The 19,928-nt window shown below is 71.4% G+C and carries 18 protein-coding genes; 7 read left to right on the forward strand and 11 right to left on the reverse strand.

Features of this window, described 5'->3' with window-relative positions; genetic code table 11:
* Window positions 1-30: 30 nt before the first annotated feature.
* Window positions 31-711, forward strand: coding sequence for a PIN domain-containing protein (locus FOZ76_RS04185; RefSeq protein WP_143946875.1), 681 nt, complete (start codon window positions 31-33; stop codon window positions 709-711).
* On the opposite strand, the gene FOZ76_RS04190 is transcribed toward FOZ76_RS04185, so the two are convergent.
* From FOZ76_RS04190 to FOZ76_RS04200, 3 genes are all read right to left on the reverse strand, one after another.
* Window positions 683-1,114, reverse strand: coding sequence for an OsmC family protein (locus FOZ76_RS04190; RefSeq protein WP_143946876.1), 432 nt, complete (start codon window positions 1,112-1,114; stop codon window positions 683-685). The genes FOZ76_RS04185 and FOZ76_RS04190 overlap by 29 nt on opposite strands.
* Before the next feature lie 95 nt (window positions 1,115-1,209).
* Window positions 1,210-2,103: a pirin family protein gene (locus FOZ76_RS04195; protein ID WP_143946877.1), complete on the reverse strand. Its 894-nt coding sequence runs from the start codon at window positions 2,101-2,103 to the stop codon at window positions 1,210-1,212.
* Window positions 2,100-3,917, reverse strand: coding sequence for a monovalent cation:proton antiporter-2 (CPA2) family protein (locus FOZ76_RS04200; RefSeq protein WP_143946878.1), 1,818 nt, complete (start codon window positions 3,915-3,917; stop codon window positions 2,100-2,102). Before FOZ76_RS04200 ends, FOZ76_RS04195 begins: the two co-directional genes overlap by 4 nt.
* 195 nt (window positions 3,918-4,112) lie before the next feature.
* Between FOZ76_RS04200 and FOZ76_RS04205 the strand changes: the two genes are divergently transcribed.
* On the forward strand, window positions 4,113-5,111 hold the full coding sequence (locus tag FOZ76_RS04205) for an LLM class flavin-dependent oxidoreductase (protein ID WP_143946879.1): 999 nt from the start codon (window positions 4,113-4,115) through the stop codon (window positions 5,109-5,111).
* 74 nt (window positions 5,112-5,185) lie between these two features.
* Window positions 5,186-5,566, forward strand: a complete 381-nt coding sequence (gene trxA, locus FOZ76_RS04210; protein ID WP_143946880.1) for a thioredoxin — start codon at window positions 5,186-5,188, stop codon at window positions 5,564-5,566.
* A gap of 58 nt (window positions 5,567-5,624) precedes the next feature.
* Here trxA and FOZ76_RS04215 read toward each other — a convergent pair whose 3' ends face one another.
* On the reverse strand, window positions 5,625-6,758 hold the full coding sequence (locus FOZ76_RS04215; protein WP_143946881.1) for a N5-glutamine methyltransferase family protein: 1,134 nt from the start codon (window positions 6,756-6,758) through the stop codon (window positions 5,625-5,627).
* A 39-nt stretch (window positions 6,759-6,797) separates the two neighbouring features.
* A complete protein-coding gene (locus FOZ76_RS04220; RefSeq protein WP_143946882.1) occupies window positions 6,798-7,427 on the reverse strand; it encodes a CobW family GTP-binding protein in 630 nt (209 codons plus the stop codon).
* A 97-nt stretch (window positions 7,428-7,524) separates the two neighbouring features.
* On the opposite strand from FOZ76_RS04220, the gene FOZ76_RS04225 reads away from it, so the two are divergent.
* Window positions 7,525-7,941 carry an MliC family protein gene (locus tag FOZ76_RS04225; protein WP_170235288.1) on the forward strand — a complete coding sequence of 139 codons (417 nt, stop codon included), beginning with the start codon at window positions 7,525-7,527 and terminating at the stop codon, window positions 7,939-7,941.
* Window positions 7,942-8,142: 201 nt separating this feature from the next.
* Window positions 8,143-8,799: a histidine phosphatase family protein gene (locus FOZ76_RS04230; RefSeq protein ID WP_143946884.1), complete on the forward strand. Its 657-nt coding sequence runs from the start codon at window positions 8,143-8,145 to the stop codon at window positions 8,797-8,799.
* Here the strand turns inward: FOZ76_RS04230 and FOZ76_RS04235 are convergent.
* On the reverse strand, window positions 8,786-11,158 hold the full coding sequence (locus FOZ76_RS04235; RefSeq protein WP_170235289.1) for a DUF3772 domain-containing protein: 2,373 nt from the start codon (window positions 11,156-11,158) through the stop codon (window positions 8,786-8,788). The two genes, FOZ76_RS04230 and FOZ76_RS04235, sit on opposite strands and share 14 nt — an antisense overlap.
* 162 nt (window positions 11,159-11,320) lie before the next feature.
* Here FOZ76_RS04235 and FOZ76_RS04240 point away from each other — a divergent pair, with 162 nt between their 5' ends.
* Together FOZ76_RS04240 and FOZ76_RS04245 are read left to right on the forward strand one after the other, a co-directional pair.
* Window positions 11,321-12,049: a DUF502 domain-containing protein gene (locus FOZ76_RS04240; protein WP_143947062.1), complete on the forward strand. Its 729-nt coding sequence runs from the start codon at window positions 11,321-11,323 to the stop codon at window positions 12,047-12,049.
* Window positions 12,046-12,345, forward strand: coding sequence for an acylphosphatase (locus FOZ76_RS04245; RefSeq protein ID WP_143946886.1), 300 nt, complete (start codon window positions 12,046-12,048; stop codon window positions 12,343-12,345). The genes FOZ76_RS04240 and FOZ76_RS04245 overlap by 4 nt, the downstream gene beginning before the upstream one ends.
* Window positions 12,346-12,393: 48 nt before the next feature.
* Here the strand turns inward: FOZ76_RS04245 and FOZ76_RS04250 are convergent, their stop codons facing one another.
* The 5 genes from FOZ76_RS04250 to FOZ76_RS04270 form a co-directional block, all read right to left on the reverse strand.
* Window positions 12,394-13,341 carry a PDR/VanB family oxidoreductase gene (locus FOZ76_RS04250; RefSeq protein ID WP_143946887.1) on the reverse strand — a complete coding sequence of 316 codons (948 nt, stop codon included), beginning with the start codon at window positions 13,339-13,341 and terminating at the stop codon, window positions 12,394-12,396.
* Window positions 13,342-13,490: 149 nt separating this feature from the next.
* On the reverse strand, window positions 13,491-14,543 hold the full coding sequence (locus FOZ76_RS04255; RefSeq protein WP_143946888.1) for an aromatic ring-hydroxylating oxygenase subunit alpha: 1,053 nt from the start codon (window positions 14,541-14,543) through the stop codon (window positions 13,491-13,493).
* 285 nt (window positions 14,544-14,828) lie between these two features.
* Window positions 14,829-15,617, reverse strand: a complete 789-nt coding sequence (locus tag FOZ76_RS04260; RefSeq protein WP_143946889.1) for a GntR family transcriptional regulator — start codon at window positions 15,615-15,617, stop codon at window positions 14,829-14,831.
* Window positions 15,618-15,789: 172 nt separating this feature from the next.
* Complete coding sequence (locus FOZ76_RS04265; RefSeq protein WP_143946890.1) at window positions 15,790-17,298, reverse strand: NAD(P)H-hydrate dehydratase; 1,509 nt, start codon at window positions 17,296-17,298, stop codon at window positions 15,790-15,792.
* Between the two features lie 154 nt (window positions 17,299-17,452).
* Window positions 17,453-19,867 (reverse strand): phosphoketolase family protein, encoded by a 2,415-nt coding sequence (locus FOZ76_RS04270; RefSeq protein ID WP_143946891.1) that lies wholly within the window; start codon window positions 19,865-19,867, stop codon window positions 17,453-17,455.
* Between the last annotated feature and the right edge of the window lie 61 nt (window positions 19,868-19,928).

The raw sequence follows: 19,928 nt of genomic DNA on the forward strand, positions 1-19,928 counted from the left end.
GTGCGCCGGCGCCAGGCGCTACACTGCGCCATGCCCAGCACTGCCCGCCCCCACTTCATCGTCCTCGACGCCTGCATCCTCATGTCCGGCGTCCTGCGTCCGGCCCTGCTCGAACTGGCGGCCACCGGCCGCTACCTGCCCGTCTGGAGCGCGCGCATCGGCGAGGAATGGCGGCGCAACGCCGCCCGGCTCTGGCCGATCGAGCCGGGCGTGCTCGAGCAGGAATGGGCGCTCATGCAGGCGCGCTTTCCTCAAGCCGACGCCGGCGAGGTGGCGCCGTACGAAACCGGCCTGCGCTACAGCGACGCCAAGGACTGGCACGTGATCGCGGCCGGCCTCGCGCGCCGCGCCCGCAGCGGCCTGGCCGCCCCGCCCGAGGTGTCGGTGCTCACCTGGAACCTGAAGGACTTCAACCGTCCGGAGCTGCGCCGCATGGGCATGGACGTGCTCGATCCGGACCGGCTCTTGGTGCGCTGGTGGAGCGAGGACGCCGAACCCGTGGCGGCCGTGCTGCGCGCCACGGTGGACGGCCTGGCCGCCGCCGGCCGGCCGCGCCAGGGCGGCATGGCCGAGATCCTGCGCCGCGAGCGCCTGTACCGCCTGGCGCGCCTCTATGCGGCCCGCCATCCCGATGCACAAGCGGCCGACACGGCCTACGCGCCGGGGCTGCCGGCCATGCCGTTCATGCCGCCTCGCGCGGCGCCAGGGTAGTGTCGACCGGCGTGCCGGCCTTGACCGTCAGCGTGACGGGCGTGCGCTCGGCGATGTCGGCCAGGCGGGCGCGCTGCGCGTCGTCGAGTTCGCCGCGCACCACCAGTTCGCGGGCAATGCGATCGCCGGCCTCCCCGCGCAGAAAGGCCAGGCGCACGTCGACCGACTCCAGCGGCCAGCCTTTGCGTTCGGCGTACATTTTCAGCGTCATGGCCGTGCACGCGCCGAGCGCGGACAGATACAGTTCGTAGGGCTTCGCGCCGGCGTCCTGGCCGCCGTCGGTGATCCCTTCATCGCACACGACGCGATGACGGCCGGCTTCGTTGACCACGGCGTAGCGCGCATCGCCGATGCGGCTCACGATCTCGGCCAGGGCGCGCGCGGAATGGGTTTCGGAACTCATGCAGCTTCTCCTGCGAACGGGACGGAGGCAACTCGCCGCGGACGGCGCCCGCCGGCTTGCGGACGCCGGCCACGGCGGCGCCGTGGTTCAGGGATTCAGGACATGGCCGGCGGCGGCGCCGGGCCCTTCTCCGGCAACGGGATGAACTCCTCATCGTCGGCGTCGGGCAGCTTCATGCGTCCCGCCTTCCAGTCGGCCGCGGCCTGCATGAGCCGCTCGCGCGAGGACGACACGAAGTTCCAGTACAGGTAGCGCTCGCCCACGGGTTCGCCGCCGAGCACCATGACGGTGGCCGGCTCGATGGCGCTCACGCGCGTGTCCGCGGTGTCCAGGATGCGCATGCGGCCGGCGTCGATGCGCTCGCCGGCGACCTGCACCGCGCCCTGGGCCACGTACAACGCCCGCTCGGCGTGGCCGGCCGGCAGCTCGGCCGAGGCGCCCGCGGACAGCTCCAGATGCGCGTAGAACAGCGGTGAGTGCGTGCGCACCGCCGCCTTCAGGCCGTACGCCTCGCCGGCGATCAACTGGCCATGCACACCGCCCTCGGACCAGCGCGGCAGATCGCCGCCCTCGTGATGCGAGAACGAAGGGTCGGCCTCCTCGAATTCGGTGGGCAGCGCGACCCAGGCCTGGATGCCGTGCAGGAAGTCGCCCTGGGCGCGCGCCTTCTCGAAGCGCTCGCTGTGGGTGATGCCTTTGCCCGCCGTCATCCAGTTCACTTCCTTGGGCCGCACCGGCAGCGCCGAACCCACGCTGTCGCGATGCATGATCTCGCCGGCGAACAGATACGTCACGGTGGACAGGCCGATGTGCGGATGCGGCCTCACGTCCACACCGCGATCCACGCCCGCGGCCAGCGTGAGCGGCCCCATGTGGTCGAAGAACACGAAGGGGCCGACCATGCGCCGCTGCGCTGCGGGCAGGACCCGCCCCACGCTCAGGCCGCCGCCGAGATCGCGCCTGCGTTGCTCAAGGGTCAAGGCTGTCATCCTGGCTCTCCTCTGGCCCCGGTATCGGGGCCGGTATGTTTGTCCGGGGGACGCAATGGTTCGGGCATCGGCGTGCTGACATTGTTGCGCACCAGTGTATTGCCCGCCTCGAGCCCGCGCAGGATCTGCACGCGCAGGCGCTCGGCGTCCCAGTCGCGCACTTCCTCGATCGTGGCGTCGGCGTCGTCCGCGGAAAAACCCAGCTCCGTGAGCACCATGTGGCCGAATGCCAGCGCCGACTCGAAGGTCTCGCGCACCTGATTGTCCACGCCCGCGGCCACCAGGCGCAGCACATGGCCGCGGTCGTAGGCGCGCGCAAAGAGCGCGGCATGCGGGAACGAGGTCTTGGCCAGCTCCACGATGAGGTCGGTGGCACGGGGATCGTCCACGCAGATCAGGATCGCCTCGGCGGTGGCCGCGCCCGAGGCGCGCAGCACGTCCAGGCGGGTGCCGTCGCCGTAGTACACCTTGAAGCCGAAGCGCTCCGCTGCGCGGATCATGTCGACGTCGCTCTCGATCAGCGACACGCTGATGCGCCTGGCGAGCAGGGACTGTGCCGCGACCTGGGCAAAGCGGCCGAAGCCGATCACCAGCACGCGCGCGTGCAGACCGTTGGCATGCTCGATGCCTTCCATCGAGGGCGGCGCCGGCTTGGCGTAGCGCCGCTGCGCCATCACCACCAGCGGCGTGAAGGCCATGGACAGGACGACGATCGCCGTCATCACCGCCGAGGTGGCCGGCTCGATCATGCCCGCGGCCTGCGCCGCCGAGTACAGCACGAAGGCGAACTCGCCCCCCTGCGCGAAGAGACCGGCGCGGCGTTCGGCCTCGACGCGGCCCGCGCCGAAAAGGCGGGCGACCAGGTAGATGCCCAGGGCCTTGACCGCCATGAAGGCCAGCGTGCCCGCCAGCACCAGCGGCCACTGCTCGATCACCAGGCGCAGATCGAGCACCATGCCCACGCTCAGGAAGAACAGGCCGAGCAGCAGGCCGCGGAACGGCTCGATGTCGGCCTCCAGCTCGTGCCGGAACGACGATTCGGAGAGCAGCACCCCGGCGAGAAAGGCGCCCATGGCCATCGACAGGCCCACCGCTTCCAGGACATAGGCCGCACCCAGCACGACCAGCAGTGCCGCCGCGGTCATGACCTCGTGCGCGCGCACTCTGGCGAGCAGACGGAACATGGGGTCGAGCAGCCAGCGCCCGGCGGCGAGCACGGCCACCAGCGCAAGCAGCGCGATGCCGATGCTCTGCCACAACGGCGCGGCGTGCACATCGCCGCGGCCGTGCAGCGCCGCCCAGACACTGATCGCCAGCAGCAGCGGCACGATGGCCAGATCCTCGAGCAGCAGGATGGATACCGCGCGCTGCCCGGCCGGCAGCGTGAGCTCGCCGGCCTCCTTCATCATCTGCATGATCACCGCGGTGGAGGACAGCACGAAGCCGGCCGCGCCCACGAAGGCGGCCGGCACGGGCAGCCCCGCGAGCGTGCCCACGCCGGTGAGCAAGGCGGTACAGGCGAGCACCTGGGCCACGCCCAGGCCGAAGATCTGCCCGCGCAGCGCCCAGAGCTTGGACGGGCGCATCTCCAGACCGATCACGAAGAGAAACAGCACCACGCCCAGTTCGGCCACGTGCAGCAGCGTGCGCGGATCGGTAATCAAGGCCAGCCCCGAGGGGCCGATGACCAGGCCGGCGCACAAATAGCCCAGCACCGAACCCAGGCCCAGCCGGCGAAACAGCGGCACGCCCACCACGGCCGCCCCGAGCAAGGCGATGGTCTGCGTCAACGCCATGCCCGATTCCGCTGCCATGCCACCCTGCTCCTGCGCTGTGCCGCGTCGGCGACGCGAACGATGCACAACTTTACCGCAGGCCGCGCCTTCGCATGCGGCTCCGAGCCCGGCGCCACGCATCCGTTCGGCCTCGCGCACGATGGGCTATCCTTGGCGCATGCCCATCCTGCGCACGCCGTCGCGGCGGCGCGACCGCCCGCTCACGGAGTCCCCATGAAACCCCTGTCCGCCACGCCGCTGTCCGTCCTCGATCTGGCCCCGATCGTCGAGGGCGGCACGGCGGCCGACGCCTTTCGCAACACCGTCGAACTCGCGCGCCACGTGGAAGCGCTCGGCTATCGCCGCTTCTGGCTGGCCGAGCACCACAACATCGCGGGCGTCGCCAGCAGCGCCACCGCCGTGCTGATCGGCCAGGTCGCCGCCCACACGCAGACGCTGCGCGTGGGTTCGGGCGGGGTGATGCTGCCCAACCATGCCCCGCTGATCGTCGCCGAGCAGTTCGGCACCCTGGCCACGCTCTTTCCCGGGCGCATCGACCTGGGCCTGGGCCGCGCCCCGGGCACCGATCCGACCACCCTGCGCGCGCTCGGGCGCGATCCGCAGGCGGGCTACCGTTTCCCGGCCCTGCTGCAGGAACTGCGCAGCTATTTTGCCGCCGAGCAGCCGGGCCAGCCGGTGCGCGCGATCCCCGGCGCCGGCGTCGACGTGCCGATCTGGCTGCTGGGCTCCAGCGATTTCTCGGCGCGCCTGGCCGCCCAGCTCGGCCTGCCGTTTTCGTTCGCCGGCCACTTCTCGCCGGAAGGCATGGCGGCGATGCGCCTGTATCGCCACCTCTTCCAGCCTTCGGCGACGCTCGAGCGTCCCTACGCCATGATCGGCGTGCCGGTCGTGGCCGCCGAAACCGACGCGCAGGCCCGTCGGCTCGCCACGACGGCCCAGCAGAAGTTCCTGTCGATGGTGCGCGGCGAGCGGCGCCCGCTGCAGCCGCCGGTGGACGACATGGACCAGGTCTGGAACCTGCGTGAAAAGGCGGCGGTGATGGACCGCCTGGGCGCCGCGATCGTCGGCGGCCCCGAGACCGTGGCCCATGAATTGCAGGCGCTGATCGATGCAACGCAGGCCGACGAGGTGATGGTGGTGACCGACTGCCACGATTTCGCCGATCGCAAGCGATCCTACGAGATCCTGGCCCAGGTGCACGCCAGCCACTGAAGCCCGCCGCGGGCCCGGCGCTTGAACCCGGCCGCCCCAGCCCCATGTAATGCGTAACCTATCAAGGAGAGACCATGAGCATCGTCGAACTGGATCAGGAAACCCTACCGGAGGTCGTGACCGGCGACAGCACGGTCGTGGTCGATTTCTGGGCCCCCTGGTGCGGGCCCTGCCGCAGCTTCGCGCCCGTGTTCGAGAAGGCTTCCGAGAAGCACACCGACATCACCTTCGCCAAGGTGAACACCGAAGACCAGCAGGAACTCGCCGCGGCGTTCAACATCCGCTCGATTCCCACCATCATGGTGTTCCGCGAGCGCGTCATGCTGTTCGCCCAGCCGGGGGCGCTGTCGGCCGGCCAGCTCGACGAGCTGCTCACCAAGGTGAAGGAAGTCGACATGGCCCAGGTGCACGCCGACATCGCCGCGCGCGGCAGCGATGACGACGAGACGGCCTGAGCCTGCGCCGGTGCGGCGCGCCGGGCGAGCCGGCGTGCCGCACCGGACCTTGCCCGGTTCAGTCGGCGCGCAGCCGCCACAATGAGGTGATCTCGGCCGCCCGCGCGGCATGCAGCGGGTCGTCGGCGTCCCGCGCCTTGCCATGCCGCGGCCGAATGTCGTGGCGCTCGACCAGCGTCAGGCCAGCCGCGGCCACCCAGCCCGCGAGCGCATTGGGCGCGCGTAAACCGAGGCGTTCCGCGAGATCCGACAGGATCAACCAGGCCTCGCCCTCGGGCGCGAGATGCGCCCGTGCGCCTTGCAGAAAGCCGCGCAGCATCCGGCTGTCGGGATCATAGATCGCGGCCTCCAGCGGTGCGGCCGGCTTGCCGGGCAGCCACGGCGGGTTGCACACGATCAGCCCGGCGCGCACGCCCGCCGGAAAGAGATCCGCCTGGACCACCTCGACCCGGTCGGCGTAGCCCAGCCGGGCCAGATTCTCGCGCGCGCAGGCGAGCGCGGCCGGCTGCACGTCGGTGGCAAGCACGCGCGGCACGCCGCGCCGCGCCAGCACTGCCGCGAGCACGCCGGTGCCGGTGCCCACGTCGATGGCGAGAGCCGCGGCCGGCAGGGGCGCGGTGGCGAGCAGATCGATGTACTCGCCGCGCGTGGGCGCGAACACACCGTAATGCGGATGGATGGCCGCGTCGAGCGCCGCCACCGGCACGCCGCGCCGGCGCCATTCGTAGGCGCCGATCGCTCCCAGCAGGTCGCGCAGCGGGACCAGCGCCGGTGTCGCGAGCGGCCCCCAGGCCTGCTCGCAGGCCAGGCTGACGTCCGGCGCGCGCCTGAGCCCGAGGCGCCAGCCCGTGTCGAAGGGCAGCGCCACCATGCCGAGCAGCCGGGCACGCTGGGCCTGCGCCTGGCGCTGCAGGTGAAAGGCCTGCGTCAGGTCTTCCGGCTGGCGGCGCGGCCGCCCTCGCCGCTCCAGACGGCGCGCGAGCGCCTGCAGCAACTGGCGCGCATTCTGGTAGTCGCCCTCCCAGACCAGCGCCGTTCCTTCGGCGGCCAGGCGAAACGCCTGGTCGGCCGCCATGCGGTCGTCGGCGGGGACCAGGCGGCGCGGCAGCGGCTGGGTCGAACGCCACGGCGCCGCCTTGGCAGCGCCGTCACCGGACTGCCAATGCAGCAGACCGTCGGAAGGCTCACTCATGAGAATCTCAAGACAAGAGGGCCGGCCAGGCCGGCGGGATCAGAACCCGGGATGCGCGCGCTCGCGCAGCGCGTGCAGCGCAGCGGGCGCCGGCACGGGCAAGGCCAGGGCCGAGGCCAGCTCGGAGCAGACGGGCGGCGGCACCCCGGCCTGCGCAAGCCATGCCTGCCACGCCGGCCGCGCGTCGGCATCCACCAGCAAGGCATCGGCCAACTCGAGCCGGCGCAGCAGACCGTCCTCGACCGCCGCGCCCGGTGGGCCTTCCCGGAGCGCCACGAGGCAGCGCGCGAGGGCGTACTTGGCGGCGATGCGCGCATCGTCGAGCAGCGTACGCAGCACGGCCGTCGGCTCGGCAGCGTTGCTGAGCAGCAGCACGCGTTCGTACGCGCGCCGGCCGCCCCGCGCAAAGCGCCAGCTCGACTCGTCCAGCGTGCGCACCAGCCCGCGCTGAGGCACGCAGCACACGCACACGGGCCGCAGCGACGCACGGCTGGCCGCCGGCGCCTCCAGCACCTGGGCATAGAGCGGATGCGCGGGCTGCGCGTAGACGTCACCGTGAGCCAGCACCAGTGTGCGCGCGGCCTCGGCCGTGGCCAGCCATGCCGATACCCAGGCATCGGCACGTGCGCCGGCGGGCAGGAAAAGGGCAATGACGGGCAGCGCGGACATCGGGACGGCTCGAACGGGCAAGCCGCCATCATACCCGTCGCGTCATGGCACAGGGGTTGCGTGGCCAACGGCGGTTCCAACAACAAGGAGAAACACCATGCCCTGCTACCGTGCCCTCGCGGGCGGCGGCGTATTTGCCCTGGGCGCCGTGCTCGCCGGCTGCGCCAACCCCTACCACGACACGGCCGTATCGCCGACCACGCCCGGCGCCAGCATGGTCGGGACCGCTGTCGCCCCCATGCCTGCGCCCGCATCGGGGTCGGACGGCGGCGACGTGATTGAGTCCTCGTTCCAGTGCGGCCCGCAGACGATCCACACGCGCTATTCCCAAGCCAGCGACCAGATGACGCTGCGCGTGGGCGACGCGGTGTTTCCGCTGGCGCCGGCGATCGCCGCATCGGGAGCGCGCTACACCGGCAGCAGCGCGCAGGGGCCGATCGAGTTCTGGAACCGGGGCAAGGAAGCCAGGTTGACGGTAGGCACCTACAGTTATCCCACCTGCGTAGAGAGGTGACCCTCTACGCGCTCACGCGCCCCCCGGGGGTGGCACTGGCGGACCGGCGGGGAGCCGGCTGCGCTGAGCCCTGGACGGTGTCGCGGCAGTTTTACAGGGCACCACCAATGGGCCGGCCAAGCCGGCGCCGCGGCGCGACTTGGCACAGGGCGCCGGATCGGCAAGAATCGAAGGCTCCCGCCCACGTCACGAACCGACCCGATGTCCGCCCATCCTCTTGCCTCGCCCTCCACCGTCGCCGCCCACCGCGGCCTGAACCGGCTCCTCGAAATCGCCAGCGGGCTACAGCTCGCGCCGCAGACCGAACGCTTCTACTTCCTGCGCCACGGGCAGACCGAATGCAACGCGCGCCGGATCTTCCAATCGTACGAAGAGCCGCTCAACGCCACCGGCATTGCCCAGGCCGAAGCCGCGGGCAAGGCGCTGGCCAGGGAGCCGATCGCCACCATCGTCTGCAGCGACGTGGCGCGCACGCACCACACGGCGAGCATCGTCGCCGCCCACCACGTACTCACCCCGAACGGCGCGCAAGGCCTGCGCGAGCGCCACTTCGGCGAACTGATCGGCAGCTCCTCGGCCGACCTGGATTGGGACTGCCGCCCCGCCCAGGGCGAGACCCTGGACCTGTTCGTCGAACGCACGCGCGACGCGCTCGAGCAGGCGCTGCTGCAGCCCGGGCCGGTGCTCGTCGTGGCCCATGGCGGCACCCTGTACGTGCTCGCCGCCCTGCTCTCGGTGCCGGTCACCCCCACGCTGCTCGGCAATGCCCATCCCCTGCGCTTCGATCGCATCGACACCGGCTGGCAGGCCACGGCGCTCGCCGCGGCCCTGCAAGGCGGCCCGGTCAATCTCTCCTAGCGCCCGCGCCAACCGGCGACGGCTCGGTCTCGGGCGCCGCGAGCGATACCCCGCGCTCGCGCAGGGCCTTGACGATGGCGAACAGCAAGGCGCTGCGCGTGCGGTAGGCGATGCGCGGCGAGCTGACGTAGCCGCTGGCGTTGAACACCAGATGCCGGCCGTCCAGGCCATCGATGAAGAGCGCGGGCTCCGGCGCTTCCAGCACGTCCTCGTGCGCCTCGAACGCGGCTAGCACGACCTCGCGCACCAGTTCCGGATCGGTTTGCACCGGCAGCGGCAGCTTGAAGCTGACCAGGCCTATCGCATTGGTGTAGGTCACGTTGCGCACGGCCTTGGTGATGAACTCCGAATTCGGCACGATCAGCGTGGACTGGTCGCCCATCTGGATCTCGGTGGCGCGCGCGTTGATCCTGCGGATGTCGCCCTCCACGCCGCCGATGGCCACCCAGTCGCCCACCCGCACCGGCCGCTCGGCGAGCAGGATCAGGCCCGACACGAAGTTCTGCACCACCGCCTGCAGCCCGAAGCCGATGCCCACCGACAAGGCGCTCGCCACCCAGGCCACGCGCTCCAGACCGATGCCGGCGGCGATCAGGGCCAGCGCCACGGCCACCACCGCGCCGACGTAACCGAACAGCGTGGCGGCCGACCCGCGCATGCCTTCGTCCATGCCGGTGGTGGGCAGGAAGCGGTCGGCCAGCCAGCGCTTGAGCACGCCGAGCACGACCAGGCAGAGCACCAGGACCAGCGCGGCATGCAGCAGCGCGACCGGACGCAGGGTGACGGCGCCGATCGTCAGGCCGCGGCCGATCAGGCCGAGGCGGCCGACCAGTTCGCTCGGCCCCTGCCCGAAGGGCGCGGCGACCATGGCCAGCGCGGCGAGCAGGATGAAGACGCGCGCGAAGCCCGAGACCATCACCACCGCCTGGCTGCGCCGCCCCACGCCCTGGGCATCGCCTTCGCGTCCACCGGCCAGCGTGTGCAGCGCGTCGTCGATCACGACGGCGAGCAGGTAGGCCGAGCACAGTACGATCAAGGTCCAGGCAAGCTGCTTGGCAACGAAACTGGCGAGCGCCACATAGCCCGTCAACAGGCACACGACGACCAGGCCCAGCACGATCCAGGCGGCGCTCATCATCAGCGCCAGCCACCACGGCAGCGCGTAAGCCGCCTGGCGCTCGTCCTCGGGCTGGCGGCGCGCCTTCAGGCGCACCCGCTCGCCCTGCCAGAGCGCCACGATCATCACCAGGCTCAGCGCGCCCGCGAGGACCGCGTTGAGCAGCACGGCCGTGAGCAGATTGGCGTCGATGGCCGCGAGCACACGCTCGGTGAGCCAGATCGCCACCAGCACGATGGCGAGCCCCCACGGGAACCAGCGCGCGCGGCGCGCGAGCAGGTCGGGCACCGCCGGCAGGCGCCACGACGGCCGCTGCGGCGAGAGCAGGGCCTGGCCCAGGCCCACCACGTAGCCGCCGAAGGCGAGCGCGGCCATGATGCCGCCGAGCACCCCGGCGGCAGTGTCCGCCGCCACGGCTTCGCGCTCGAGCAGCACCCGGATCAGCACCAGCAGGAGCACCGGTGTGCCGGTGGACAGCGCCACCACCGCCACCGCCCGGAACGAACGGCGCAAGCGTCCCGCCGGCACGCGGTGCGCGGTGAGCGTGAGCAGCGCACGGCCCAGCCACCAACGCAGGCCGACCACGCCCAACGCGGCCAGGGTGAGCGCGGCCAGCACAGGCGCGGGCAGCGCGCGCACGGCCAGCCCGGCCGAGGCGAACAACGACTCCAGGCGCACCAGATCGCCCGGCAGTTCCTCGCGCACCTCGGCCCAGAATTCGCCGTCGAACACGGGCGCGATGCGTTCGCCGAGCTGGGCCTGAAAGCCGGCGCGGCGCTTGGCCGCGATCTGGCTCGCCACCTGTTCGCTCTCGACCACCAGCAGGCGGGCGAGCTTGAGCTGCCCGTCGAGCGCACCGTGGCTGGCCTGCAGCTCCTTGCGCTGCTTGGCGATGTCCGGCGCTTCCTTGGTGTCGGGCGACGGCGGCCCGAGTTCCTCGAGACGCGCCCGCACGCTGTTCAATTGCGGATCGAGCGCATCGACCGCGCTGGCCGCCTCGGACTGCACCTCCTGCATGGCCTCGCGCAGCGCCTGCAGTTCGGCGTCGGTCACATCGTCGCTGCGCAGGGCGGTGCGGGCCTTGTCGACCTGCGCGCGGGCCGCGTCCAGGCTCTGCTGCACGTCGGCCGTCGGCGCATCCTGCGCGTGCACCGGCGCGAGCCAGCAGCACAGCACCAGCAGCCAGGCGAGCCAGCAGCAGGCACGCCCGCTGCGTGCGCGTCGCGACGTGGGATACGACATGTCCGGCAAGCGGCGGCCTCGCACAGAAAGAGAGGCACAGATCATATCCGCAGACGCCCCCGACAGTGCGACAGCCTGTGTCAAGCGGGTGTCAGCCAGTGCTGCTATGCTCGCACGGCGGCGCCCGCGGGAACAGGCTGCCGCTGGAGTTATCTATCGATGATGAAGCGACTTTCGGTTTACTTTTTCACGGGGCTGATCACGATCCTGCCGGTCGCCCTGACCATCTACCTGCTGTATGTCTTCCTGGTGTGGACGGAGAACGTCGCCCTGGGATTGCTGCGGCCTTTCATCGGCGGCTTCTACGTACCGGGCATGGGCCTGGCCCTGGGTGTCATCAGCATCCTGCTGATCGGCTATCTCGTCACCAAGCAGCGCGTGCGCACCATTGTGGCCTTCATGGAGCGGCCCTTCATGAACACGCCGGTGATCAAGAGCATCTATTCGTCGCTCAAGAGCTTCGCCGACTACTTCTCGCCCAACAGCGGCAAGCCGGCCAACCAGCAGGTCGTGGTGCTGCGCGTACCCGGCCAGCCCATCGAGGTGGTCGGCCTGGTCACGCGCACCGGCACCGAGGGGCTGCCGGAGGGCTTTCTGCCGGGCGCGCGGGTGGCCGTGTACCTGCCCATGGGCTACATGATCGGCGGCTATACGATCTTCGTGCCCAGCGAATGGGTGCAGCCGCTCGAGATGAGCGTGGAAGAAGCCATGCGCTCGTCGCTGATCGCCTGGATGGCGAGCTCCGAGTCGCGCGGCGGCAATGAAGAGGCCGCGACGAATTCCGAGGTCGCCGCCGTGGCGAGCGCCGCAGCCGCGGGCGTGGCCGCCTCGGCCGCCCGCGACGACGGCGACGCCCATTCCGCCCCGACCCGGACACCGGAGCAGCCATGACCCGATCCGCCACACAAGGCCAGCCGCGAGAAACCCTGCGCGTACGCGTCACCGGCGTCGTGCAAGGCGTGGGCTATCGCGCCGCCACCACTCGCCAGGCGCACCAGCTCAAGATCACGGGGTGGGTTCGCAACGACGACGACGGCTCGGTCGAGGCCGTGATCCAGGGCGAACCGGACCAGATCGACCGCATGCTCGAATGGATGCGCCACGGCCCGCCGCCCGCGCGGGTGGCCGACGTGACGAGCGAGACCGAGCTGAGCGAGCGGCGCTACGAGCGTTTCGACACGCTGTAGCCGGGGCCTGTTCGCACCTCGCGCCTCGCCGGGCGCGCCCGCCGTCGCTCAGAGATCCAGCACGAGCATCGACGACTTGGCGCGCGAACAGCAGGGCAGCATCTGGTCGTTCGCTTCGCGCTCTTCGTCGGTGAGATAGAGGTCGCGGTGATCCGGCACGCCTTCCAGCACGTTGGTGAGGCAGGTGCCGCACACGCCCTGCTCGCACGAAACGGGGATGTCCACGCCCGCGGCGGCCAGCGCGTCGGTGATGCTCTGGTCGGCGGCGATGTCGATCACCTGGCCGCTGCTCGCGATCTTGACCTGGAACGGGCCGTCGCCCGCCTCGGCCTGCACGACGTTGGCGAAGTACTCCCGATGCAGGTTGTCCTCTGCCCAGCCGGCCGCGCGGCCCGCGCTCAGCACCGCGTCGATGAAGCCGCCGGGCCCGCACACGTAGAGATGCTTGCCGGGTGCCGGCGCGCCCAGCACGGCGGCGAGGTCCAGCTTGCCGGCCTCAGGCCTGGAATCGTGATACACGCGGCAGCAGGCCTGGAAGTCGTCCGCCGCCAGGCGCTCGCGAAACGCCGTGCGTTCCGGCGAGCGCGTGCAATAGTGCATCTCGAACGACGCGCCGATGTTGGCGAGACGCTCGGCCATGCACAGGATGGGCGTGATGCCGATACCGCCGGCGAGCAGGATCGAGTGCTCGGCGCTGCCGTGCAGGGGAAAGTGGTTGCGCGGCTCGCTGATCTCGAGGATGTCGCCTTCCTTGAGCGCGTGCATGGCCCTGGAGCCGCCGCGCGACGCGGGATCGAGCAATACGCCGATCACGTAGCGTCCCGAGGCATCGGGGTGATTGCACAGTGAATACTGGCGGACCAGGTCTTCGCCCAGGTGCACGTCGATGTGTGCGCCCGCGGAGAACGCGGGCAGCGGCTTGCCGTCCGGCGAGCCCAGCTCGAAGGTGCAGATGTCCAGCGCAGCGTCGGTTTTCTTGAGGATTTGAGCTTTCATGGTTGCAGGAAGCCGGCGGGCCGTGGGCTCGCCTGCGGGCAGGTGATCGGAGGCAACGAGCGATATTACCGCGCACATGGCGGCGCCCCAACCGCCGCGACGCTGCCAGGACGCGCTGCCGCTGGCGCAGGCGGGCGCCGCACGGCCGGCTAGGCCGTCGCCACCGCCTGGGCCATGGCCTGCTCGGCCATGACGATGCGCTCGATGATCTTGCGCGACTGCACGCCGCCGGCGTCGATGTTCAGACTGAGCACCCGCCGCTCAGGATACGCGAGCAGATTGCGCTGCTGCGCCTCGAGCATGTCCAGGTCTTCGGCGAAGATCCTGGCCTGGCCGGCCCGGATGGTCTCGGTGAGCGCGGCGTCCCCGGGCTTGAAGTTGCGCGCCATGCCCCAGAAGTACCACATCGACGTGTCGGTCTCGGGCGTGAGGAAGTCCACCACGATGCTCGACGCCTTGTATTGCGGGTCGGCGTCGTAGCCGCCCTTGCCCGCATGCGCGACGCCGACCTCGATCATGACGTGGCTGGGCGGGGAAAAGCGGCAGATCTGCCAGCGATCGCAGGGGACATCGTCGGCCAGCCCGTTGCCGCGCAAGGCCGCGGCCCAGAACGGCGGCGGCATGATGTTGTGCATGTGGCGGCTGGTGATCACCGTGTCGCCCTCGACGCGGGTCTGCGGCGCGGCCTCCTCGATCTCGGGCTGGCCGATGCTGCTGGCGTGCACGTAGGTCTCGTGCGTGAGATCCATCAGGTTGTCGACCATCAGGCGGTAGTCGCACTGGATGTGGTAGAGGCCGCCGCCGTAGGCCCATTCTGGGTTGTCGCCCCACACCAGCCGGGGCACCAGGGCCTCGTCCGCCAGGGCCGGATCGCCCGGCCAGACCCACACGAAGCCGTAGCGTTCGATCGCCGGCACCCTGCGCACCGAGGGAAAGCCGCGCACGCGCTGCGCCGGCATGTGCGCGCAGCGCCCGTCCGGCGCCACCGCCAGGCCATGGTAGCCGCACACCAGCTTGCCCTCGCGCACGAAGCCGAGCGACAGCGGCGCACCGCGGTGCGGACAGAAGTCCTCCAGCGCGCTCACCTTGCCGCCCTCCCCGCGGAAGAAGACCAGGGGCTGGCCACAGATGCGCCGGCCCAGCGGTTTATCGGCGAACTCGTCGGGGGTACAGGCGACGTACCAGGCGTTCTTGGGATGCATGTGTCTCCTCCGGAGTGCGCCGCATGGCGCGGCGGCCGCGGCTCGAGGCCGGCGCGGCTGGACGCGCTGACCGTGGCCGGTTCTGTTCGCGTTATTGTATACAAAAAAAGTACAGCGTCAAGAAGGGTTTCCGGATTCGAGACCAGCCTTGGCCCGCCATCAAGATGAATTCCGACAGCAACCTATTGAATATATGAACGAACCAATCACAATGGCTCGTGTCGGAAATGGGCGCGAGGCAACGCGGCACTCAAGAACGGCAGCTCGATGTATACAGAGACCCCGCTACGCCTGGCGTCCGGCGCGCCGGATCAGCGCCCCGCCCTGCAGCCGGCCCATGGCGGCATGGCTGTCGAAGGCGCGCTCGAGATTGCGCAGCGCGATCCGTGCGTGCTCGCGCATGAGCGCCTCGGCCCGTGCGCCCTCGCGATGCACGATCGCGTCGAGCACCGCCCGATGCTGCGCCTGGGCGAGCACCAGCACCTCGCGCGCGTCGCTGCCCGCCGACTGCACCATGACGAAACCGCTGGGCGAAGCGAACGGCAGGCGCACGGCCTTGTCGATCTGGCGCTCGACGACGGCGCTGCCGCAGGCGCCCGCCAGCAGGCGGTGAAAACGCTCGTTCAAGGCGACATAGCGTGCAAAGCCCGCCTCGCTCAAGTCGTCCGCCAGCACCGCATCGATGTCCTCGACGACCGCGTGCATGGCATGCAGCACGCGCGCCGGCACCCCGCGCTCGGCGGCCAGACGCGCCGCCATGCCCTCCAGGGTGCCGCGCATCTCGATGGCATCGCGCACATCGGCCTCGCTGAACGCGCGCACCGCGTAGCCGCCGGACGGGATGGGGTCGAGAAACCCTTCATCCAGCAGGCGCAGCAAGGCCGCGCGCACCGGCGTGCGCGACACGCCGAGACGCTCGACCACCCACAGCTCGGAAATGCGTTCGCCCGCGGCGAGTTCGCCATCGAGGATCAGTTCGCGCAGCCCGAGCTGGGCCTTGAGGGTCTGCGAACCGCCCGCCTCGGCAGCATCGGACACGCTGCGCAGGGCGGCGCCTGCGGGTTTGCCGGCCATGGGATCTCCTTGCGCCACCTGGAGAGGTGCGACGATGAGGCATTGTATACATGCACGGCACGGGCAGCGAACCAAGCATCGGCCAGGCGGCCCGGGTTGCGGCCGGCGCCCATGTCTCACCGTCCTGGCCGCGCGCGCCGCCTTCCTCCACGGCCAAGCGCGCCGAGCGGCCTCAGTGCGGCTGCCAGCGCGCCAGTGTGCCCAAAGCCTGCGGCAGGTGTGCCGGCAGGTCGTCGGCGACCAGGCCGGGACCGAACGCATAGGCCGCCTCCCCATGCAGCCACACGGCCGCCCCGGCCGCCTCGAACGCCGGCATGCCCTGGGCCAGCAAACCGGCGATCATGCCCGCCAGCACGTCGCCGGTGCCGCCGGTGGCGAGCGTGGCGGGCGCGTGGGCATTGACCAGCGCGCGGCCGTCCGGCGCGGCGACGACCGTATCGCCGCCCTTGAGCACCAGCACGCAGCCGCTTTCGCGCGCGGCCTTGCGCGCGCGGGACAGCTTGTCCCCGGCGGCCGCGAACAAACGGGCGAACTCGCCGTCGTGGGGCGTGAGTACCGTCGGCCCCTGGACCGCGTCGAACAGCGTGCGCGGATCGCGCGCGAACACCGTGAGGGCATCCGCGTCGAGCACGGTGGCGCGGCCCGCGGCCAGCGCGGCCAGGGCCTGGCGCCGGGTGCTCTCGTCGGCGCCCGCGCCGGGACCGACCAGCAACGCGTTCTTGCGCGGGTCCGCGGCAAGCCCGGCAAAGTCGGCGTCGCTCTCCACACGCGCGACGATGATGCTCTCCAGCGCGCTCGCATACACCGGCCAGACCGCGGCCGGCGCGGCCACCGTGACCAGTCCCGCGCCCACGCGCTGCGCCGCGCGCGCCGCCAGCCGCGCGGCGCCGGTCATCAGCGCGCCGCCCGCGACCAGCACGTGCCCGCGCTGGTATTTGTGGCCCTGCGCCCGCGGCCAGGGAAACGCCTCGCGCCAGACCCGGGGCCCGTTCGCCCAGCACTGCAAGGGCGCCTGCCGCCCGACGGCGCCCAGCGCCTCGGGCGGGATGCCGATGTCGGCCACCACCAGTTCGCCGCAGTGCTCGCGGCCCGGCAGCAGGAGGTGGCCCGGCTTGCGCCGGAAGAAGGTGACGGTGAGCGCGGCATGCGGCGTATAGCCCGACAGGTTGCCGCTTTCCCCATCCAGGCCGCTGGGCGTGTCGACCGCGCACAGCGGCACGCCCAGCCGCTCGGCCGCCTGCAGCGTGGCCTTGGCCGCGCCGTCCAGCGGGCGCGACAGACCCGCGCCGAAGATCGCATCGACCACCAGTTCGGCGTCGCCGACGCAGGCCGGCTCGAGCGGTTCGACCGCGCCCGGCCATTCGCGGGCATGCAGGGCGGCGTCGGGCGGCAAGGCGGCCCGATCGCCGAGCAGGGCCAGGCGCACCTGCCAGCCGGCCTCGCGCAGCCGGCACGCGATCACGAAGCCGTCGCCGCCGTTGTTGCCGGGGCCGCACAGCACGGTGACGCGCCGCGGCGACCAGCGGGTGCAGATGGCGTCGGCCACCGCCTTGCCCGCGGCCGCCATCAGGCGTGCGCCGGGCACGCCGGCGGCAATCGCCGCCTGGTCGGCCAGCGCCATTTCGCGCGGGGTCAGCAGCAGGGCATGGTGGTGGGGCGGCAAGCTTGCGGAGTCGGACATGGCGAACGAGACGGATGGGTTGGACGGATGGAGGACCGGGGCCGGCGCTGGGCCCTCGGGAGGCCCTAGCTTACCCCGCCCTCACCGCCCGCGGCCCGCCTACGCAAACGGGCCAGCCGGCCCGTCGCCTCCGGTCGCCGTCCGGCCATCCGCTTCATTCATGCCGCAACACGCCGGGGTCGCCCACCCCGTCCACGGCCACGACCTCCGCCGGCTCGAGCAGCCGCTCGCGCGGCAGCCCCATGACCGCGGCGGCTGCATCCACCACATGCGCCCAGGTGCAGCGGTTCGCGAACAGCATGCCCTGCACGTCCAGCGTGCCACCGCGGTTGGCATAGCCGAGCGCGCGCATGCGCTGCGGCCCGCCGTCGATGCGCCGCAGCGTGCCGAGCAGCGGCTCGGGGCGCACGTGCGAGACGAGGACCCGGGGCAATTCGGCGGGAAAGCAGCTCTGCAGATCGTGATGGCCCAGGACGAACTCGCTTTCGAGCTCGTCGCGCGGCGTGCGCAGGCGGCCCGGTTCGATCACCGCCGTGACGCGGGCCGGGCAGCCGCGCTCGGCCAGCCGCCGGGCGGCGCGCACGGCTTCGTCGAGCTGGTAGGCGCCGACCGCGACCAGTTGCACCACGGGCGTGCCCTCGGTCACGCCCACGTCCACGGCGCCCCGGCGGCACGCGATCTGGGCCTGTTCGCCGGAGAGCAGGCGCGGCACGGCGCGCTTGGGCACGACCAGCGCGCCGATCACGGCATGGGTTTCGTAGATCAGCCGCATGGCCGCGACGGCGCTGTTCTCGTCGACCGGGAACAGCACGCGCGCGGTGTCCGACATCTCGCCCAGCAGGGCCTCGGCCAGGGTCGGGTCCTGGTGCGACTGCTCGTTCTTGCCGTTCTCCCAGGTGTGCGAGGTCAGCACCAGCGGAACGCCGATCCACCCCGGCGCCTGGCCGGCCAGGCGCTGGTGGCGCGTGAAGATGATCTCCTGGCGCAGCGCGCCCAGCATCTTCACGGCGAAGGCCTCGTAGGTGACGGCCAGGCTCAGGCCGCCCTTGTTGCCGAGCGCCGCGCCGATCACCGCCTCCTCGTTCAAGGCCGTGATGACCGAGCCGTCCAGGCTTTCCGGGCCGTCCGCCTCGGGCTGGTTGACGCGGTGCTTGAGCAGATCGAGGGTGCCGCCCATGCGGTTGCTGCGCAACTCGTCGGGGTTGCCCACGCGCACACGCAATTGCGGATTGGCGCGGACCAGGTCGATGAAATAGCGGTCCAGGGCCTGCATGGGCGAGCCGCTGGCGCCGTCGGGCTCGACCCAGCCAGGCGCCGGCGCGGTGGGCAGCGGCACGCGGCGCCGGGCGAGCGGATGATCGCCCTCGCGCACCCGCCCCTGCGCCCGGTGCTGGTTCAGCGCCTGCACAGCCTCCTCCAGCGCTGCCGGCGGCACGTGCAGCGCGGCGGCGCCGGTGTTGAATTCCTGGCGCGCCGCGTCGTCCACCGACGGGTTGCCGGACAGCGGCAGGTTGTGCGCCCGGTTGGTGCCCGCGCCGGGAAAGCCGTAGCCCTTTTCGCACTTGGCGATGGCATAGGGCAAGGGCACCGGGTAGCCCGCCTCGCCGGCGTCGAGCTGGCGCTCGATGTCGCGCAGCCGGCTCTCCATTTCCAGGATGACCCAGGCGTAGGCGGCCGGGTCCTGCCCGTCGAGCTCGATCGGCTCGAAGCCGTTCAACTGCAGGTGGCGGCTGAGCCAGGGGGCGCCGCCGCCCTGCACGATCTCCGTGCGCTGCTCGATGCGCCTTCCGTTCAGTACCATGATCGGCAGCAGCGCGCCGCTGTCGCTAGCGCGCCACCAGCGCGGCGACCAGTCGCTGCCACGCTGCTCCTCGAACGCGCCATCGCTCAGGAAAGCGACCAGGCTCTCGCCCTTGAGCGGCATGTGGGTGTATTGCACCTCGGCAAAGCCGAGATAGCCGCCCTCCAGGATGCCGCCCGCGGTGTTCGCATTGACGTGGCTGCCCAGCGGGGTGGCCGGCGCGCCGTCGGGGCCCTGGGCATAAGAGTAGAAATCCTGGCATAGCTGGCTCATGCCCCGGGCCGTGCGATCGTAGCGCCCCACCTGGGCGGGCGAGAGATTGCCCACCAGCACGTTCACGGCCTCGATGGCCGCCACGCAATGGCCCTGCCCCATGAGCCAGGAGCGCGTGCTGCCGCTCAGCGCGTTGGCGGCCAGGTAGCCGACGTACGCCATGACCATGTTCAGGGCGCCGCCCGTGTGCCCTTCCGGGTCGGGCTTGAAGTCGGCCGCGGCGAGCAGCGCACCGTCCGGGTCGACACGGCGCGCGTAGGTCATGTGCACGACCAGCCACATCGCCGCGCTGGCCAGCCGGTCGGCCGCGGCGAGAACGCGGTACACCGCATCCTCGTCCGCCGCGCGGCCCTCGGCCACCAGCCGCTGCGCCAGCGGCACGATGCGCGCGACGGTCGTCTTGCCGTGCTGGATGACACCATGGCCGTCACGCCAGGCCGCCTCGGCGGCCGACGCTCCGGTGGGGGAAAGAGGTTTTGTACTGCCTGAGGTCATACGGTTCTCCGCTCGGGGAGCGCGCGGTGTGCCGCGCGCGGACGCAAGAAGACACCGGCCA

Source organism: Verticiella sediminum (genome assembly GCF_007558815.1).
GTDB lineage: Bacteria > Pseudomonadota > Gammaproteobacteria > Burkholderiales > Burkholderiaceae_B > Verticiella > Verticiella sediminum.

Bases quoted from the DNA above. Each gene is read 5' to 3' on its own strand.
- FOZ76_RS04225 (WP_170235288.1), top strand. From the start codon at position 7,525: ATGCCCTGCTACCGTGCCCTCGCGGGCGGCGGCGTATTTGCCCTGGGC.
- FOZ76_RS04200 (WP_143946878.1), bottom strand. From the start codon at position 3,917: ATGGCAGCGGAATCGGGCATGGCGTTGACGCAGACCATCGCCTTGCTC.
- trxA (WP_143946880.1), top strand. From the start codon at position 5,186: ATGAGCATCGTCGAACTGGATCAGGAAACCCTACCGGAGGTCGTGACC.
- FOZ76_RS04245 (WP_143946886.1), top strand. From the start codon at position 12,046: ATGACCCGATCCGCCACACAAGGCCAGCCGCGAGAAACCCTGCGCGTA.
- FOZ76_RS04185 (WP_143946875.1), top strand. From the start codon at position 31: ATGCCCAGCACTGCCCGCCCCCACTTCATCGTCCTCGACGCCTGCATC.
- FOZ76_RS04235 (WP_170235289.1), bottom strand. From the start codon at position 11,158: ATGTCGTATCCCACGTCGCGACGCGCACGCAGCGGGCGTGCCTGCTGC.
- FOZ76_RS04215 (WP_143946881.1), bottom strand. From the start codon at position 6,758: ATGAGTGAGCCTTCCGACGGTCTGCTGCATTGGCAGTCCGGTGACGGC.
- FOZ76_RS04270 (WP_143946891.1), bottom strand. From the start codon at position 19,867: ATGACCTCAGGCAGTACAAAACCTCTTTCCCCCACCGGAGCGTCGGCC.
- FOZ76_RS04265 (WP_143946890.1), bottom strand. From the start codon at position 17,298: ATGTCCGACTCCGCAAGCTTGCCGCCCCACCACCATGCCCTGCTGCTG.
- FOZ76_RS04190 (WP_143946876.1), bottom strand. From the start codon at position 1,114: ATGAGTTCCGAAACCCATTCCGCGCGCGCCCTGGCCGAGATCGTGAGC.
- FOZ76_RS04195 (WP_143946877.1), bottom strand. From the start codon at position 2,103: ATGACAGCCTTGACCCTTGAGCAACGCAGGCGCGATCTCGGCGGCGGC.
- FOZ76_RS04230 (WP_143946884.1), top strand. From the start codon at position 8,143: ATGTCCGCCCATCCTCTTGCCTCGCCCTCCACCGTCGCCGCCCACCGC.
- FOZ76_RS04250 (WP_143946887.1), bottom strand. From the start codon at position 13,341: ATGAAAGCTCAAATCCTCAAGAAAACCGACGCTGCGCTGGACATCTGC.
- FOZ76_RS04255 (WP_143946888.1), bottom strand. From the start codon at position 14,543: ATGCATCCCAAGAACGCCTGGTACGTCGCCTGTACCCCCGACGAGTTC.
- FOZ76_RS04220 (WP_143946882.1), bottom strand. From the start codon at position 7,427: ATGTCCGCGCTGCCCGTCATTGCCCTTTTCCTGCCCGCCGGCGCACGT.
- FOZ76_RS04240 (WP_143947062.1), top strand. From the start codon at position 11,321: ATGAAGCGACTTTCGGTTTACTTTTTCACGGGGCTGATCACGATCCTG.
- FOZ76_RS04260 (WP_143946889.1), bottom strand. From the start codon at position 15,617: ATGGCCGGCAAACCCGCAGGCGCCGCCCTGCGCAGCGTGTCCGATGCT.
- FOZ76_RS04205 (WP_143946879.1), top strand. From the start codon at position 4,113: ATGAAACCCCTGTCCGCCACGCCGCTGTCCGTCCTCGATCTGGCCCCG.